This is a genomic window from Tateyamaria sp. 7Alg 36, assembly GCF_059882455.1.
Genome location: NZ_CM187613.1, coordinates 3054594 through 3070743 on the forward strand (window position 1 = coordinate 3054594; position 16150 = coordinate 3070743).

17 protein-coding genes are annotated in these 16150 nt (G+C 61.2%); 10 read left to right on the forward strand and 7 right to left on the reverse strand.

What is annotated here, in order from left to right:
• The first annotated feature begins 48 nt into the window (after nucleotides 1-48).
• From AC6GQJ_RS14875 to AC6GQJ_RS14885, 3 genes are all read left to right on the forward strand, one after another.
• The gene (locus AC6GQJ_RS14875; RefSeq protein WP_500769619.1) at nucleotides 49-264 is read left to right on the forward strand and encodes a putative signal transducing protein; all 216 of its coding nucleotides are present in this window, start codon (nucleotides 49-51) and stop codon (nucleotides 262-264) included.
• Nucleotides 242-985 (forward strand): tRNA1(Val) (adenine(37)-N6)-methyltransferase, encoded by a 744-nt coding sequence (locus AC6GQJ_RS14880; RefSeq protein ID WP_500769621.1) that lies wholly within the window; start codon nucleotides 242-244, stop codon nucleotides 983-985. Before AC6GQJ_RS14875 ends, AC6GQJ_RS14880 begins: the two co-directional genes overlap by 23 nt.
• A gap of 111 nt (nucleotides 986-1096) precedes the next feature.
• Nucleotides 1097-1261: a YdcH family protein gene (locus tag AC6GQJ_RS14885; RefSeq protein ID WP_500769623.1), complete on the forward strand. Its 165-nt coding sequence runs from the start codon at nucleotides 1097-1099 to the stop codon at nucleotides 1259-1261.
• Here the strand turns inward: AC6GQJ_RS14885 and yddG are convergent.
• The 5 genes from yddG to AC6GQJ_RS14910 form a co-directional block, all read right to left on the reverse strand.
• A complete protein-coding gene (yddG, locus tag AC6GQJ_RS14890) occupies nucleotides 1242-2120 on the reverse strand; it encodes an aromatic amino acid exporter YddG (protein ID WP_500769625.1) in 879 nt (292 codons plus the stop codon). The genes AC6GQJ_RS14885 and yddG overlap by 20 nt on opposite strands.
• Nucleotides 2117-3064 carry a transcriptional regulator GcvA gene (locus AC6GQJ_RS14895; RefSeq protein ID WP_500769627.1) on the reverse strand — a complete coding sequence of 316 codons (948 nt, stop codon included), beginning with the start codon at nucleotides 3062-3064 and terminating at the stop codon, nucleotides 2117-2119. Before AC6GQJ_RS14895 ends, yddG begins: the two co-directional genes overlap by 4 nt.
• A gap of 318 nt (nucleotides 3065-3382) precedes the next feature.
• Entirely contained in the window at nucleotides 3383-4105 is a 723-nt protein-coding gene (gene phbB, locus AC6GQJ_RS14900) for an acetoacetyl-CoA reductase (RefSeq protein WP_500769629.1), read from the reverse strand.
• Between the two features lie 132 nt (nucleotides 4106-4237).
• Nucleotides 4238-5413 (reverse strand): acetyl-CoA C-acetyltransferase, encoded by a 1176-nt coding sequence (locus tag AC6GQJ_RS14905; protein WP_500769631.1) that lies wholly within the window; start codon nucleotides 5411-5413, stop codon nucleotides 4238-4240.
• Between the two features lie 131 nt (nucleotides 5414-5544).
• Nucleotides 5545-6393 carry an EAL domain-containing protein gene (locus AC6GQJ_RS14910; RefSeq protein WP_500769633.1) on the reverse strand — a complete coding sequence of 283 codons (849 nt, stop codon included), beginning with the start codon at nucleotides 6391-6393 and terminating at the stop codon, nucleotides 5545-5547.
• 121 nt (nucleotides 6394-6514) lie between these two features.
• On the opposite strand from AC6GQJ_RS14910, the gene AC6GQJ_RS14915 reads away from it, so the two are divergent.
• Together AC6GQJ_RS14915 and rpsD are read left to right on the forward strand one after the other, a co-directional pair.
• A complete protein-coding gene (locus AC6GQJ_RS14915) occupies nucleotides 6515-7102 on the forward strand; it encodes a DNA-3-methyladenine glycosylase I (RefSeq protein WP_500769635.1) in 588 nt (195 codons plus the stop codon).
• Nucleotides 7103-7232: 130 nt separating this feature from the next.
• Entirely contained in the window at nucleotides 7233-7853 is a 621-nt protein-coding gene (rpsD, locus tag AC6GQJ_RS14920; RefSeq protein WP_500769637.1) for a 30S ribosomal protein S4, read from the forward strand.
• Nucleotides 7854-7910: 57 nt separating this feature from the next.
• Here the strand turns inward: rpsD and AC6GQJ_RS14925 are convergent, their stop codons facing one another.
• Nucleotides 7911-9188, reverse strand: a complete 1278-nt coding sequence (locus AC6GQJ_RS14925; RefSeq protein ID WP_500769639.1) for an MFS transporter — start codon at nucleotides 9186-9188, stop codon at nucleotides 7911-7913.
• A gap of 198 nt (nucleotides 9189-9386) precedes the next feature.
• Between AC6GQJ_RS14925 and AC6GQJ_RS14930 the strand changes: the two genes are divergently transcribed.
• From AC6GQJ_RS14930 to AC6GQJ_RS14950, 5 genes are all read left to right on the forward strand, one after another.
• Entirely contained in the window at nucleotides 9387-11012 is a 1626-nt protein-coding gene (locus AC6GQJ_RS14930) for a hypothetical protein (protein ID WP_500769641.1), read from the forward strand.
• A 78-nt stretch (nucleotides 11013-11090) separates the two neighbouring features.
• Nucleotides 11091-12128, forward strand: coding sequence for an endonuclease/exonuclease/phosphatase family protein (locus AC6GQJ_RS14935; RefSeq protein ID WP_500769643.1), 1038 nt, complete (start codon nucleotides 11091-11093; stop codon nucleotides 12126-12128).
• Between the two features lie 82 nt (nucleotides 12129-12210).
• Complete coding sequence (gene hisC, locus AC6GQJ_RS14940; protein ID WP_500769645.1) at nucleotides 12211-13317, forward strand: histidinol-phosphate transaminase; 1107 nt, start codon at nucleotides 12211-12213, stop codon at nucleotides 13315-13317.
• A complete protein-coding gene (locus AC6GQJ_RS14945; RefSeq protein ID WP_500769647.1) occupies nucleotides 13317-14225 on the forward strand; it encodes a prephenate/arogenate dehydrogenase family protein in 909 nt (302 codons plus the stop codon). Before hisC ends, AC6GQJ_RS14945 begins: the two co-directional genes overlap by 1 nt.
• Entirely contained in the window at nucleotides 14222-14974 is a 753-nt protein-coding gene (locus AC6GQJ_RS14950) for an extensin-like domain-containing protein (RefSeq protein WP_500769649.1), read from the forward strand. Before AC6GQJ_RS14945 ends, AC6GQJ_RS14950 begins: the two co-directional genes overlap by 4 nt.
• Before the next feature lie 119 nt (nucleotides 14975-15093).
• Here AC6GQJ_RS14950 and AC6GQJ_RS14955 read toward each other — a convergent pair whose 3' ends face one another.
• Nucleotides 15094-16092: a DUF2125 domain-containing protein gene (locus AC6GQJ_RS14955; protein WP_500769651.1), complete on the reverse strand. Its 999-nt coding sequence runs from the start codon at nucleotides 16090-16092 to the stop codon at nucleotides 15094-15096.
• Nucleotides 16093-16150 lie beyond the last annotated feature (58 nt).

Genomic DNA, 16150 nt, shown 5'->3' on the forward strand with positions numbered 1-16150 from the left:
TCCCATTATCCCTCGACATTTGGTCGGGGATGTCCGTACATCCGTGATATGAAGGAACTTTTGCGCAGCACCGACCCGACGATCATTGCCTTCGCCTCTGCCCTTCTTGAGGGCGAGGATATAGACTGCTTTCAAATGGACGTAAACATGAGCATCCTCGAAGGAGGGATCGGAATTTTCCCGCGCCGCCTGATGGTGTGCGAAGCCGATTACGATGCTGCTCTGCGTGCGATGAAAGACAATGACATCGACCTCGGAAAATGACCTGACACGGGATGCCTTTCTGGGCGGTCGGTTGCACCTGTGGCAGCCGCGCAGCGGCTATCGTGCGGGCGTCGATCCGGTCATCCTTGCCGCGAGCGTGCCTGCCCGACAGGGCGAGTCGGTCCTTGATCTGGGCTGTGGTGTGGGGGCGGCGGCGCTGTGCCTTGGGGCGCGGGTGCCGGGGCTGGACCTGACTGGGGTCGAACGGCAGGACGACTATGCCGCACTGGCGGCGCGCAATGGGCTGCGGGTGGTAACGGCGGACCTGTCCGACCTGCCCGAAGGCGTGCGCACGCGCAGCTATGATCATGTGCTGGCCAATCCGCCCTATTTCAATCGCAAGGCGGGGCGGCAGGCCTCGGACGAGGGGCGCGAGGCGGCGCGGGGGCTGGAAACCCCCTTGGCCACATGGATCGACACGGCGGCGCGGCGGCTGCGCTATCGCGGGCACCTGCACCTGATCCATAGGGCTGAACGGGTGCCCGACCTGCTGGCGGCGGCGCACGGGCGGCTGGGAAGTATCGAAATCTGGCCCATCTGTCCGCGTGTCGGGCGCATCGCGGAACTGGTGATTTTTCGGGCACGCAAGGAAGGACGGGCGGATTTTCGCCTCCATCCGCCGATCATTTTACACAAAGGCGCGCAGCACGAAAAAGACGCAGATAGCTATACCCCTGAAATACAGGCGGTTTTGCGGGACGGTGCGGCGCTGAAACTTTAACCCGCCATTAAGCTATTTCCGATTGAGTGAAGTTCATTGTGCGGGTGCAGCGTGACATATGGCACAAGCTGTGGTTGGCTGGTCATGCACTTTATCAGCAAGGAGGATTGCATGAGCATCACTGCCCATCTCGAAGAGTTGAAAAAGAAGCATCGAACCCTGAGCGATCAGGTCGATATGGCCCAGAAAGCACCCGGCGTTGATACGACCGAGATTGCCACCCTCAAGAAACAGAAATTGAAACTGAAGGAAGAAATTACCCGACTTTCGGGCTGACCTTCAGGCTGGCGCGCGCGGCCAGCAAGGCCCCCGCGGTGATCAGAACTGCCGCGATGGCCAACGACCACGTCAGCGTAGCGACGCCAGCAACAACCAACACAACAGTCGACAGCAGGGGGGCGGCGTATGACGCGGTTCCAAGGATCTGGATGTCCCCCTGCTTGACGCCGATATCCCAGACATAGAACGCAAGCCCGACAGGCCCGAGGCCCAACAGGATCGCGCTGGCCCAGCCGCGCAGGCCAACGGGCCATGTTGTGACTTCGAACGCGAAATGCAGGGGCAGGGACAACAGCGCACTTGCCACACAGAACAGGGCCACGGACGCCGTCGGAACGGTGCCAAAGCGGCGCGACATCACCGAATAGGTGGACCATGTCAGCGCACAGACAAGCGCCACCGCATATCCGGCGATTGCTTCGGTTTGGAAACCGGCAGCCCCGCCGGTCACAATCAGCGCAGCGCCAGTGAACCCGATGATGGCGCCGAGGATATGACCGGGGCGCAGGACCTCTCCGGGCAGGAGGCCGGAAAACAGCACGATCAACAGAGGCCAGAGATAGGCGATCAAGCTCGCCTCGGCCGCGGGGGCCAGACGCAACGCGGTGAAATAGAGCGCGTGATAGCCGAACAGCCCAAGTGTGCCAAAGATATAGACGTGGATCGGCACGTGGCGCAGTTGCCCCAAACCACCCGACGTCGCCGTCCATACAAGGCCCAACGCGCCACCGATGGCAAAACAGATGGTATTGAGCAGCATGGGTGGTGTCGGTGCACTGCCGACCGTCAACAGCGCCAGAACACCCCACAGAAGGACAGCGACAAAACCCGTTAGGGTAGCAGTTTTCTTGGTCATGGGGCGTGGAAATCCGCTGCTGGTACGATGGTCATTCGGTCGGTGACATGGCTGGTTTTTTCGATTTCTGCAATGATCCAATCCCGAAAGGCGGCGATTTGTGGACGCGATTGCGCCCCATCGGCGCACAGGAACCGAAAGCCGACGCCGGTGTCCAGCGCGGTGGGGAAAGGCGCGACAAGTCGGCCATCGTCAATGTCCTTGACCACCAGCGCGCGCCGCCCGATGACGACCCCGACGCCAGCAAGGGCCGCGTCAACGGCGTGGTCCGCCTGACTAAAGCGCGGGCCGTGAGTGGGGGCGAAATCAATGCCCATGGCGCGGAACCACGTGCTCCAGTCAATCTGGGGTTCCAGGAAGTTGATGCTGTCATCAAAGATCAGCGGCGCATCCATCAGACTTTCCGGCGTCGGAAAGCGTTCGGCAAGCGCAGGGGTCATCACGGGACACACCCATTCCTGCGCCAAGGGCAAGGAATACAGCCCCTCGTCCGAGCCGTGCCCGAACCGGATGGCGACGTCGATCGCGTCACGCCCGAAATCCATCAGCTTGAGCGATGCGGAAAAGCGCAGCTCCACTTCGGGATGCGCTTGGGCGAATTCATAAAGCCGCGGTGCCAGCCATTTTGCGGTGAAGGCAGGGCCAGCCGTGACCGTAAGCGTGTGGTTGTCCAGCAGCCTTTCCGTGGCGCGCCACGCCGCTGACAGTGACTGAAACCCGTCCCGCACACCGGGGGCGAGGGCTTTGCCCGCATCCGTCAATTCGACAGCGCGGTTCAGACGGCGGAACACCTGCATGCCCAGATGCTCTTCAAGAGATTTGATCTGAAAGCTGAGCGCGGCAGGCGTCACATGCAACTCATCGGCCGCTTTGGCGAATGACATATGGCGCGCGGCGGCCTCGAAGGCGCGCAAGGCGGTTAAGGGGGGCAGGCGATCTGGCATGCTCAGACAAGTACAGCTTAACCGAACCTATGAAAAGTCTCGTTTGTCGGAGGTGCCGGAAAAGCTCATATTGATCGGCAAGAGACACACAGATCCTTCTTCCCAAAGGAACCCGACATGATCGAAGCAACAACAAACCCCGCCGCACGCAACGCCATGCTGAACGCACATATGGCACGCGCCAAAGCCATGCAGGACGCGTGGCACTGGTTGTTCGGGGGCAAATCTTCCCGCTGATGCGCGCGCGCCATCTTACGGGATTATGAAAGGGCCGGTGCATCGCTGCACCGGCCCTTTTTTCATGCTGTCGCATAAGGTTCAGACGAAGAATTGCGCGCCGTTGGCCGAAATGGTCGATCCGTTGATGAAGCCCGAGTCGTCAGAGGCGAGGAAGACCACACAGCGTGCGATTTCCTCAGGCTCACCCAGCCGTCCGGCGGGAATTTGCGCGATGATGCTTTCGCGGACTTTTTCAGGCACCGCCATCACCATGTCCGTCCCGATATAGCCGGGGCAGATGGCGTTGGCGGTGATGCCTGCGCGCGCGCCTTCTTGCGCCAGCGATTTCACGATGCCCAGATCGCCCGCTTTGGTCGCGGCATAGTTCACTTGCGCGAACTGGCCTTTCTGGCCGTTGATCGACGAGATCACGATGACGCGGCCGAATTTGCGCTCGCGCATGCCGGGCCAGATCGGGTGGACGGTGTTGAACACGCCGGTCAGGTTGGTGTCGACCACCTGATGCCACTGTTCGGGGGTCATCTTGTGAAAGGGCGCGTCCCGCGTGATGCCCGCGTTGGCTACGACGACGTCGATGGGGCCTAGGTCCGCCTCGACCTGTTTCAGTCCGGCGGCCGATTCTTCGTAATCCGCAACGTTCCATTTATAGGTTTTGATGCCGGTTTCGTCCGTGAACTTGGCGGCGGCTTCGTCGTTGCCCGCATAGGTCGCGGCAACGGAATAGCCTGCGTCTTTGAGGGCAGTCGAGATGGCGGCGCCGATGCCGCGGCTGCCTCCGGTCACTAGGGCTGTGCGGGACATGGGTGGTTCTCCTCCGATATTTCAACTTCTTTGTTTCACAAAGTCGCGTCCGTGCGCAACTTTATTGCGCGATAGTTTTAAAATTATCTATGAAATAACGGGCGGGCATTTCTGCCCGCCGCATTTTCTGGGTCAGTCGCGCTCAAGGCACATGGCGACGCCCATGCCACCGCCGATGCACAGGGTGGCGAGGCCCTTTTTCGCATCGCGCCGCTTCATCTCGAACAGCAGGGTGTTGAGGATACGCGCACCGGATGCGCCGATGGGGTGGCCGATGGCGATGGCGCCGCCGTTTACGTTCACGACCGCCGGATCCCAGCCCATGTCCTTGTTCACGGCGCAGGCTTGCGCGGCGAACGCTTCGTTCGCTTCGACCAGATCAAGGTCTTCGGCTTTCCAGCCCGCCTTTTCCAGCGCCTTGCGCGAGGCGTAGATCGGGCCCGCACCCATGATGGATGGGTCAAGGCCGACGGTGGCATAGCTTGCAATACGCGCCAAAGGCTCGATCCCGCGCTTGGCGGCGTTTTCGGCTGTCATCATCAGGGCGGCGGCCGCGCCGTCGTTCAGGCCAGAGGCATTCGCTGCGGTGACCGATCCGTCCTTCGTGAAAGCGGGGCGCAGTTTGGCCATCGCCTCCATCGACGCGCCGTGACGGATATATTCGTCTGCATCGACAACGATCTCGCCCTTGCGGGTCTTGATGGTGAAGGGGGTGATTTCGTCAACGAACTTGCCGGCCTTTTGCGCGGCTTCGGCCTTGTTCTGGCTGGCGACGGCGAATTCGTCCTGCATGTCACGCGTGATCTGCCACTGGTCCGCGACGTTTTCGGCGGTCTGACCCATGTGGTAACCGTTGAACGCATCCCACAGACCATCACGGATCATCGTGTCGATATAGGTCATGTCGCCCATTTTGTGGCCCGCGCGCAGCGATGCGGCATGGGGGCTGAGGGTCATGTTTTCCTGTCCGCCAGCGGCAACGATGTCCGCATCCCCCAACTGGATGTGCTGGGCGGCAAGGGCAACGGCGCGCAGGCCGGAGCCGCACACTTGGTTGATGGACCATGCGGCGGATTCTTTGGGCAGACCTGCGTTGATATGGGCCTGACGGGCGGGGTTCTGGCCTTGGGCGGCGGTCAGAACCTGCCCGAGGATTGTTTCGGACACTTCGGATTTGTCGATTCCGGCGCGTTCTACGATGGCTTCCAGAACGGCGGCGCCAAGGTCATGGGCGGGGGTGTTGGCGAACGATCCGCCAAAGCTGCCAACGGCAGTACGGGCAGCAGAAGCGATGACGATATTGGTCATGTGGTCAAATCCTCAAAAATGTTTCCGTGAGGACGTGTCGTGGAGGCACCCCGAGACTGGCACGACGTGCGGGCCCCAGACTGCCCCGCGCCTTTTTGCGATACCGGATTCGCAACTCTGTCGCAAACAATCTAGGCGCGCATGCCCGCCTTCTGAGCTTTTTTACGTTCGCTGAACAGCCAGTCGGGACGGACCTGTGGTGCGCAGAAATAGAAGCCCTGCATACAGTCGACGCCCATCTTGGTCAGCATCTCGGCATCCTGGGCGCGTTCGACCCCTTCGGCGATGACCAGCATGTCAAAATGGCGCCCGATCTGGATCATCGCCTGTGTCAGAACCTGCGTGTCGCGGTCGTCGGCGATGCCATGGCAGAACTGCATGTCGATCTTGAGAATGTCGAAGAAGAAATCCTTGAGATAGCGCAGCGCCGTATAGCCCGCGCCGAAATCGTCCAGCGCAAAACAGATGCCCCGCGCGCTAAGCCGGTCCATGAAATCGACCACCAGATCGGGTTGATCCATGGCCGAGCTTTCGGTGATTTCGAGGATCAGCCGTTCGCCCACCGACCCGTCCTTTTTCAGCCAGCGGTTCAGGGTCTGCATCCAGCGCTGATATCCGATAGAGCGTGCCGACATGTTGATCGACAGGCGCATAGCGGGGTTCTGGTGCAGGGTGCGCAACCCCATGTTCAGCGCGACCACGTCAATCTCGCGCCCCAGTTCGGCGCGTTCCACCACGGGCATGAAATCCTTGGCCGGAATGATGCGTCCGGTTTCGTCCATGACGCGGATCAGCCCCTCGTAAAAGCCGACGCGGTTCCCTTCGTTCGGAATGACAACTGGTTGAAAGGCCAACAGGGTCTGGTTGTGCTTGATCGCCTCTGCCACCATCGCCAGCGTGTGCCGGTCACGGCTCGTCACCGCCGCGCTCAGCGGACTATCAAGGCCCGGAGGCAATTCGATCGGGCGGAATTTCGTCATGGTGTGGCAGCACCTTTTGCGGATCTTCAATACTGGTGTTTCTGGCGTGCTCCCCGTAAAATTTCCCTTAATGTTAGCATTTCGTTCTAATTTTACAGATTAACCACTAAGAGGTGTCACAATGGATGGTCGGTGCGGCTGGGCAGGGCCCGAAGATATCTATGTCGCCTACCACGACACCGAATGGGGCGTGCCCGAATATGATGCGCGCACCTTGTGGGAAAAGCTGATCCTCGACGGGTTTCAGGCGGGGCTAAGCTGGATAACCATCCTGAAAAAGCGCGAGAATTTCCGCGCCGCTTTCGAAGGGTTCGACCCTGACCGCATCGCCGAATGGGGCGAGGCGGATGTAAAGCGGTTGCTGGCTGATCCCGGAATCATCCGCCACCGCGGCAAGATCGAAGCGACGATCACCAACGCCCGCGCCTATCAGGAGGTTAACGCAAAAGGTGGCTTTGATACGTTTTTGTGGAATTATTTTGACGGGGTGCCGTTGCAGAACCGTTGGGCGACCCAAGCCGAAGTGCCCGCGTGGACACCATTGTCGGCCCAAATCTCCAAAGACCTGAAAAAGCAGGGGTTCAAGTTCTGCGGCCCGACGATTGTTTATGCGTTCCTTGAGGCGACGGGGCTGGTCAACGATCATATCACCACCTGTCACCGGCACAGCGCCTGCGCGCAAATGGCGCAAAACGCGTTGGGGCGTTGACTCTGACTGTTTGGCCCGTATAAGCGCGGCTTCATTGGTGTTGGTGGCCCCCGCAAGGGGTTTCCTGTCAGGCCCGCAAAATCGGGTCAGAGGACAACGCCCTTCGAAACCTAAACGAAGGAGATCAGCCGTGACAAAACGCACGTCTGCCAAGTACAAACTCGATCGCCGCATGGGCGAAAACATTTGGGGCCGCCCCAAATCCCCCGTTAACCGTCGTGAATATGGCCCCGGCCAGCACGGTCAGCGCCGCAAGGGCAAGCTGTCGGATTTCGGTATCCAGCTGCGCGCCAAGCAGAAGCTGAAAGGCTACTACGGCGATCTGACGGAAAAACAGTTCCGCCGCATCTATGCCGAAGCCGAGCGTGTCAAAGGCGACACCGGTGAAAACCTGATCGGCCTGCTGGAGCGTCGTCTGGACGCCGTTGTTTACCGCGCGAAATTCGTGCCAACCGTGTTCGCTGCGCGTCAGTTCGTGAACCACGGCCACGTCCGCGTGAACGGCAAAAAGGTCAACATCCCCTCCTATCGCGTCAAAGAAGGCGACGTGATCGAAGTGCGTGACCGTTCCAAGCAGATGGCAGCCGTTCTGGAAGCTACTCAACTGCCCGAGCGTGACGTGCCTGACTACATGGACGTGGATCACTCTAAACTGACAGCGACATTCGTGCGCACACCCACACTGGGCGACGTGCCATACCCTGTCGTGATGGAACCGAACCTCGTGGTCGAATTCTACGCCAAGAACTAAGGCGGCGCTGCGGGGCATCCCCGCAGCCATCACAAGATTTCAAAGGACGCGTGGGCTTCACGCGTCCTTTTCTTTTTGCACCTCGCTGAGTGTCAGTGCGAGGACAGCGCCTGCAACGCTCATCCCTGCAAAGATCAGCAACACGATCTCCGGCCCGAACATATCGGCAATGACGCCAAAGCCGCCGCCCGCCATCAGCAGCACGCCGATCATAGTGTTCGACAGCGCGGTATAGACGGCCTTTTGCCCGTCAGTATCCATGTCGGTCAGGTGCGTCTTGCGGCCCGCGCGCACGCCCTCATAGGCGATTTGCGCCACAAACAGGAACGCGGGGGCGACCCACATCCCGCTCATCTTGCCTGCGATCAGGGCCAGAACTGCCGCCCCGCCAAGGGCCAGCGCGGCCAGCATCCCCGAATAGGCCAGCGTCCGGCGGCTCGATTCATCCGAGAGCCGCCCCCAGATATAGGACGACGCAATCGCGGCGAGGGAGGACGCGATCATCAGCAGGCCAAGATTGCCCAGCCCGTCTTCCTCCTTGCCGCCTGCCGTCAGCATCACAAGGAAGGGCGGGGCGAGCGCCGTGGCAATCAGCAACCCCCGCGCCGCGATATAAGAGCGGAACTCGCTGTCTTCTTTCAAGGGCGCGACAATCGCTTCGAACCCGCCCAGCCCGTCGGTGGCACGGTCATCTTCGGGCTCGTCCAAGCCCACGAACAACAGGGCGGCACCGATCCAAAGCGCGCCCGCCACGGTAATGGCGATGGAAATCGCGCCCAGTTCCAGCGGAATGATCCCGACCGCCAACATGCCTGCAAAGGCAAAGACAGCCGCCGCCGCAACCGTACCCGCCGCGCCCGATACCGTGCCGCGTGCACCTTTTGAAACGGTGCGGGCAAGGATGTCTTTGTAACTTGCCGAACAGGCCGCGCGTGCAAGGGACAGAACCGCAAGGCACACCACAATGGCCCAGCCCGCCGCCGCGCCATCCAGCGTCACCGCCGCCGCCGCGATGCCAAGGGCGGCAACCCCTTGCAACGCGGCCCCTGCGGCCCAGAAATATTTGCGCACCGCACGTTTCTGGATTTGTCGCGCCAGAACAATCTGCGGCAACAACGCGCCGGATTCGCGCACCGGCACCAACACCCCGACCAGATACCCCGGTGCCCCGAGTGTCGACAGCAACCATGCCAGCACCAGCTTCGGGTCAATTAGCCCGTCCGCCAGTTTCGTCGCCAATAGCGAGAACAGATGCCGCGAGAAACGGCGCGCCTCTTCGGGCGTGGTTTCGACATCATCATCGGTCAGGGTCTTGTGCAAACGGTCGGTAATCATGCGGGGCGGCCTTTTCCTAGTTCGCACGTTATCTAAGGTGATCGCCCCACTCGGCCAGATAAAACACGCCCGGCGCCGACGCAGGGGCTTTTGCGCAAGGTAAGGAATGTCTGCCTTTTTTTTCTGCGCAAAGTCGGGCTAGACTTCGCAGATAGAATTTTTACCAGCCCTTACCCGACTTCTATCGGAGCGTATAAATTGGAAAATAAACTGTCCGGCCCCGTGGGGGACCCGAAATCGAAAAAGCCCAAAGCGGGCAACAAGCCCAAAGATGTCGCCACGATCGAGATGTGGATGATCGCCCAAGGCGCGCCCTATACGATGCAGGGAAAGATGAACCCGACGCTGGTTAAATTGATCCGCACCTATCAAGGGTCCAAGGGCAAATTGTCGGGCGACCAGATCAACGGCGTCATCGAACCGGGTGACAAGACGTGGAATGCGGGCGCGGTGAAATACTTCCGCTATCGCGACATGATCGCGGGGTACGAGGCCTACGAGGTTGTCGAAAAAGGCAAGACGCGCCGGATCGCCGTCGACGAGTTTATCCGCCTCCAGATCGAGGCACGCCACAAGATCGTGCGCAACGCCAATGCGGTCGTGTCCGAATGTGACATGATCCACCAGCTGATCCGCGAGGTCGAGGAAACGATGGCCGGACAGTCCGGTTTCCTGAATGCGATGGTGGCCATTGGCTCGTCCGGTTTCGGTCTGGCCCCGCCGCCATCGTCCAAGGCGGCGTTGAATGCCCGTGCCGCAGCGCTGGCGGTGATCTCTGCCACGGACCGTTCCAAGGTGGACTGGAAGAAGGTCAAAACCCTCGTGGTGAAGGCCAACGGCTTGCACAAAAAGGCCGTGAAGGAATGGAAAGACTATAACAACAAGGCGATGAAGCGCGCCGAATGGGGCGCGTTCGGGGCGACAGTGGCATCCGAATCCTCCTTTGCGGTGCTTGAGGTTCTGGCCACCGGATACCTTGTCACCACCCGCGGGATGAGCCCGAAGAAGGCGCAGATCGTTGCGGCCATGGGGGTCGAGGGGCTGAAAGTCTCCGCCGGAGAGCTTGGCGAATATGCCGCCAACGACAAGCTGGACCCAAAGAAGTCGGCGGAAAAAGTACTGGGCAATATGCTGATCAGCGGGGTTGCCGCGTCATTGGGCACGTCCCTGTCGGGCAAAGCCTACAAAAAGGTCGTGGATCAGGTCGCCAAGGCGGCGCAGCGCCAGTTCTCGACCCGTTTGCAGCGCTATACCTACAAGGTGGTGGGCAGCATTCTGGGCTCCAATGTCGGCCAGAATATTATCAAGGGCGCCATTGCCGAGGCCGGAAACCTTGCCAAGGATGCCAAGGACGGCAAGAAGATCGACGAAAAGCGCATTATCGACGCGCTGGCGGCGACGATCCTTGGCGGTTTGGCCGGTGCGGCCAGTTTCAAGTCGCTGCAAAAATTCGACGCGAACTGGCAGAAACGCTCGGTCGATATGGCGGTGGAGAAATTCGGCCCCAAGATGGAGCGCGCCCTGACCCTAAAGCTGGTGGCCAAGCACCGCTATCGCTTTGACACGGACGAGTTGACCAAATTCGCCGTGAAGGAATGCAAGGATATCACCGCTAACAGCGCCAAGAAGCTAACCGAGGTGATGGGCAAGACGGCCTATGCCTCTATCGCGGACAAGATGACGGGCAACGAAAGCTCGGTCGAGGCCTATGAAAAACTGGCCGTAAAGGCGCTGGAAAAAGACAGCGGCTTTATCTCGACCTTTGAACAGATGGTGATCGAAGAAGGTGAAAAACGACTGAAAAAGCTGCAACCGGCGAAATAGGCGGCGCAGCTTCTTCTAGGGCGAAAATGCAACCTGTGATAGGATGTCCCCATATTTCACGATATTGGGAGGCACAGCATGGCTGCCCGAGATATTTCATTTGCCAGTTTCAACCTGCTGAACCTGCAACTGCCCGGTGCGGCGATTTACGGCGACACGGACGGGTGGGATAGCGACGTCTACCAGCGCAAGATCGACTATACGGCCGCGACATTCCGGCGGTTGCAAGCGGATGTGATCGGTGTGCAAGAGTTGTGGGCCGGCACCGCGCTGGAACAGGCGCTTGGCATGGCGGGGATGGACGGCGACTATGCCACGCTGGTGCCGCCATCGCACAACGGCAAGCGGATTGTGTGCGCCGCAGCGGTGCGCCGCGATGTGCTGGTGGGAACGCCCGAATGGATCACCGATTTCCCGCCCGCCTGCGTGCTGAAATCCGGCGGTGATGATCCGCAACAGGATTTCATCGAGGTCAAACTATCCACATTCTCGCGCCCCGTGCTGCATTTTCAGGTGCAACCCGATCCGCGCACGCCGGTGATCCACGTCTTTGTCTGCCATTTCAAATCCCGCCGCCCGACGCAAATCTGGCGTGAACGCGGCTGGTACGAGAAAGAGGAGCACGGCCCCCATGTCGCCGCCCTTGGCTATGCGATTTCAACAGTGCGCCGCACGGCCGAGGCCGCCGCGCTGCGCGTTCTGGTAACTGACCTGATCAAAAAGACCGACACGCCCGTGGTGGTGATCGGTGACATGAATGACGGCAAGGACAGCAACACGCTCAACATCCTGTCCGAACAGCCCACCTATCTGTCGCCGCTGTCATCGGGCGGGGGCGACAACGCCCTGTACACAGCGCAAACGATGCAGGAATACCGGTCGGTGCGCGATGTCTATTACACCCATGTCTACAAAGGGTATCGCGAAAGCCTCGACCACATCATGTTTTCGCAGGAATTCTATGACAATTCAAAACGGCGCATCTGGGCCTTTGACGAAATGACGGTGCAGAACGACCACCTGAACCATGACGATCACAAGGAAAGCGGCACCAATGATCACGGGGTGATCCGTGTCGGGTTCCGCTGGAAACCTGCGGTGCGCGCGATGGTCTGATCCTTTGGCCTGTGGCGCGCTTTTGTCACTGGCCACTTGTGGCGTCGGGCCCTAAAACTGGCGCAACAAGGAAAGGCGCCGCATGACCAAGCTGACCGTGCAACCCGGAATTATGGATATCGCTCTGTATCAGGGCGGGCGGTCGCATCTTGCGGGCGTCGACAATGTGCTCAAGCTTAGCTCGAACGAGAACCCGTTGGGCGCGCCCGCCAGTGCGATTGCGGCGCTGACCCAAGCGGCGACGGCGATGCATCTTTATCCCAATACCGATCACGCGGACCTGCGCGGCGCCATCGGGGATGTCTGGGGGCTCGAACCCGACCGGATCATCTGCGGCGTCGGCTCGGACGAGGTTCTGCAATTCGTGACGCAGGCATTTTCGGGGCCAGGGGACGAGATTATCTATACCGAGCACGGGTTTTCCATGTACCCGATCCTTGCGAATATGGCGGGTGCAACGCCGGTGTGCGTGCGTGAAACCGACCGTGTGGTGGATGTGGATGCGATCCTCGAGGCGGTAACGCCCGCCACCCGCATCGTGTTGCTGGCCAACCCAGCCAATCCTACAGGCACCATGCTGGAATCCGGCGCGCTGGAACGGTTGGCCGATGCCTTGCCAGAGGATGTGATCCTTGTGATCGACGGGGCCTATGTGGAATTTGCCATCGGCTATGACGGGGGCATTGCGCTGGCGCGGGACCGGTCGAACATTCTGGTGACGCGCACGTTCTCGAAAATCTATGGGCTGGGCGGGTTGCGCGTCGGCTGGGGCTATGCCCCGCGCGAGATGATTGATGTGATGACGCGGATACGCCAACCGTTCAACCTGTCGGTGGTGCAACTGGCCGCAGCCGAGGCGGCGGTGCGCGACACCGCATGGATTGATGATTGCGCGGCGCTGAACGTCGAACAGCGTGCGCGGCTGACGGGGGCGCTGCGCCAGTTGGGACTGGCCTGCGATGACAGCCACGCGAATTTCGTACTGGCGCGCGCCGCCTCTGTCGAAGAGGCGGATGCCGCTGAAGCCGCCCTGAACGCAGATGGCATCCTGATCCGGCGCGTTGCGGGCTATGGCTTTCCCGAAGGGCTGCGGATTACGGTCGGCAATGCCGAACAGACGGGCCGCGTGATTGATGCACTGACTCGCTGGCGCAATGATGCGCAGGCTGCTGCGACGGGGGCGGCATAATGTACAATCGTGTTGCACTGATCGGGCTGGGCCTGATCGCGTCCTCGATGTTCTGGGCGATGAAGCGGGGCAATCTGGTGGGCGAGGTCACAGGCTTTGCACGCTCGAAAGAAACCCGCGACACGGCACGCCGGATCGGTCTGTGTGACCGCGTCTGCGAGTCGATGGCCGAAGCGGTCGCCGGTGCCGATCTGGTGGTGCTCTGTGTGCCGGTGGGCGTGATGGGCGATGTGGCGGCGGAAATCGCGCCGCATCTCAAGGAAGGCTGCACCGTGTCCGATGTGGGGTCGGTCAAACGGGCGGTGATCGACGCGGTCGCGCCACATCTGCCCGAAGGCGTGCACTTCGTACCCGCCCACCCGCTGGCAGGCACCGAACATTCCGGCCCCGAAAGCGGCTTTGCCGAACTTTTCGACAACCGCTGGTGCCTTGTGGTCCCTGCCGAAGCCTCTGACCCCGACGCGGTGGAGCAGCTGCGCGCCTTGTGGGAAGGGATGGGCGCCAATGTCGAAGAGATGGAACCCGATCACCACGACCTTGTCCTGTCGGTGACCAGCCACGCGCCGCACCTGATCGCCTACACGATGGTGGGTGTGGCCGATGACCTGCGCCGCGTGACGGATAGCGAAGTGATCAAGTACTCGGCGGCGGGCTTTCGGGATTTTACCCGCATCGCGGCCAGTGATCCGACCATGTGGCGGGACGTGTTCCTGAACAACAAGGACGCCACGCTGGAAATTCTGGGGCGGTTCACCGAAGAATTGTTCGCCTTGCAGCGCGCCATCCGGCGCGGCGACGGCGATCACCTGCACGCCTATTTCACCCGCACCCGCGCCATCCGGCGCAGCATCATTGAGGCGGGGCAGGACACCGATGCCCCAGATTTCGGACGCGGAGCGAAACGGTGAGGCTTTTGTGCCTCGTTACCCTTTTCGCGGCCTCGGCTGTCGCGGCGGGGCCGGAGGTTTCGCAGCGGCCCGTGGCCCGTGCCGGTACGGATGCATCCGATGTGACAGTGGTGGTGCGCGGCGTGGAGCCGGTACATCTCGCCGCCTTTGCAGCCGGACCCACATCGCTGCGCCCCAGTCTGCGCCCCCGCGCGATGGTGGAACGCGCCATGGCCCGCCGCGCCGAACGGCGCAAGGGGCAGGTCTGTGGCGATCCCGAATTACAGGGTGATGTGGTCGGATACGTTCCGGGCCGGATTGACGGATGCGGGATCAAGGAGGCGGTGCGCCTCAAGTCCGTGGCAGGCGTGCGTCTGAGCCAGCCTGCACTGATCGACTGCCCCACTGCCAAAGCGCTGAAAAAGTGGACCGTCAAAGGGGCCAAACCTGCCCTGCGCAGCAGGGGTGGGGGCCTTGCCAGCCTGCGCGTCGCGGCACATTATGCCTGCCGGACCCGCAACAACCAACCTGGTGCGCGCATCTCGGAACACGGGCGCGGGCGCGCGGTCGATATCTCGGGCTTTGGCCTTAAGGACGGTTCGACCCTGACGGTGCTGAATGATTGGGGCAACGGGCGCGCGCTGAAATCCATGCACAAGGCCGCTTGCGGGCCGTTCGGCACGGTTCTGGGGCCGAATTCGGACCGGTTTCACCGCGACCATTTCCATTTTGATACGGCGCGGTATCGCAGCGGGACGTATTGCCGGTAGGGGTTGAGCCTTGCGCAGTCGGATCAACTGTCGCTGCGCCTTTGACGTTGTTTTTCTGGGGCTCTGCCCCAGACCCCGGGATTTTTTTGGAACAGAGAAGAGCGGACGCCCGCGTTGGGTTAGCGCAGGATAAAGCGGGGGGCGGGGCCGAGCGGGAGGAAGCCGAGGTAGAGGCCGCCGTCGCGCAGGGTTAGGTCCACATCCAGTGTTTCGGGATTGCCTGACGCACCTGCCAGCAGCTTCAACACGCTTTCTGCAGGCATGCGCAATTCAGGCGGCAAGGCGCCGCCCCGTTCGGCAAGGTCGATGATCGTGCGCCAGTTTTCCGCTTGCAGTGACAGAGTGCCATCCGCAATGCCGTTCGGGGCGACATTCAGCGCGCTGGCCACATTGATGCGCAGATCGCCCCAGCGTGCCTCGGCAAGGTGCAGGTCGATCCTGCTGGGCTGCGGGCGGGCGTCGCTGAGGGCGCGCCGGTCCCATGGTTGATCGAAGGTAACTGTGGCCTTGAGGATCAGGCTGTCAAAGGCGCGAGGGAAGCTGTCAGGCAGGTTCAGTCGCGCACGTGTTGTGCCCTCGGGGGCGAAGGCGTCGGCGCGGGCCTCAATCGTGTAGGTGGCACCTTCGACCTGCGTCATGTCGAGCACAAGCGTGTCGGCCTGCACCTGTTGGCCGTCTGTGCCACTTAACTGCCATGGGCCGGACGTCCAGCCCAGCGTTTCGAGTTCGAGCGCCGCGCCGGGGTGCAGGTTCAACGCCATCACGCTGTCTTGCATGTTCAGCATCGCGCGGCCCACGGGCGAAGCGAGGGTGATCGGCGTGTCATCCAAGGCCACGGTCACATCGCCCGGCCACCAGACAGGGGCCGTGATGTCGATGCGTGCGGTTTGCACCGCCAGACCGGCATCGGGATCGGCCAAGGCGAGGTCGCGCAGGCCAGCCTTGATCTCGAAAGGAAAGCCGCCGCCCGTGATCTCGCGGGTTTCGGCTTGCCAGCCCTCGTCGCTGCGCGCGTCAAGCCATGCCGCGATGCCGCCGCGTAGTGAGGTCGAGGCAAACCACCACCAGCCTGCCCATGCGAGCGCCACCAAAACCACGGTCCACAATAGTTTGCGCATTTGCGCCCTTTCACTCTGATCCGGAATCGGGTCTATCCCATGCAACTGTGAAAGGACC

Excerpts from the sequence above, each read along its gene's own strand:
- phbB (WP_500769629.1), bottom strand. The coding sequence starts at position 4,105 with ATGTCCCGCACAGCCCTAGTGACCGGAGGCAGCCGCGGCATCGGCGCC.
- yddG (WP_500769625.1), bottom strand. The coding sequence starts at position 2,120 with ATGACCAAGAAAACTGCTACCCTAACGGGTTTTGTCGCTGTCCTTCTG.
- AC6GQJ_RS14955 (WP_500769651.1), bottom strand. The coding sequence starts at position 16,092 with ATGCGCAAACTATTGTGGACCGTGGTTTTGGTGGCGCTCGCATGGGCA.
- AC6GQJ_RS14945 (WP_500769647.1), top strand. The coding sequence starts at position 13,317 with ATGTACAATCGTGTTGCACTGATCGGGCTGGGCCTGATCGCGTCCTCG.
- AC6GQJ_RS14915 (WP_500769635.1), top strand. The coding sequence starts at position 6,515 with ATGGATGGTCGGTGCGGCTGGGCAGGGCCCGAAGATATCTATGTCGCC.
- AC6GQJ_RS14925 (WP_500769639.1), bottom strand. The coding sequence starts at position 9,188 with ATGATTACCGACCGTTTGCACAAGACCCTGACCGATGATGATGTCGAA.
- hisC (WP_500769645.1), top strand. The coding sequence starts at position 12,211 with ATGACCAAGCTGACCGTGCAACCCGGAATTATGGATATCGCTCTGTAT.
- AC6GQJ_RS14905 (WP_500769631.1), bottom strand. The coding sequence starts at position 5,413 with ATGACCAATATCGTCATCGCTTCTGCTGCCCGTACTGCCGTTGGCAGC.
- AC6GQJ_RS14895 (WP_500769627.1), bottom strand. The coding sequence starts at position 3,064 with ATGCCAGATCGCCTGCCCCCCTTAACCGCCTTGCGCGCCTTCGAGGCC.
- AC6GQJ_RS14935 (WP_500769643.1), top strand. The coding sequence starts at position 11,091 with ATGGCTGCCCGAGATATTTCATTTGCCAGTTTCAACCTGCTGAACCTG.
- AC6GQJ_RS14880 (WP_500769621.1), top strand. The coding sequence starts at position 242 with ATGACATCGACCTCGGAAAATGACCTGACACGGGATGCCTTTCTGGGC.
- AC6GQJ_RS14885 (WP_500769623.1), top strand. The coding sequence starts at position 1,097 with ATGAGCATCACTGCCCATCTCGAAGAGTTGAAAAAGAAGCATCGAACC.
- AC6GQJ_RS14910 (WP_500769633.1), bottom strand. The coding sequence starts at position 6,393 with ATGACGAAATTCCGCCCGATCGAATTGCCTCCGGGCCTTGATAGTCCG.
- AC6GQJ_RS14875 (WP_500769619.1), top strand. The coding sequence starts at position 49 with ATGAAGGAACTTTTGCGCAGCACCGACCCGACGATCATTGCCTTCGCC.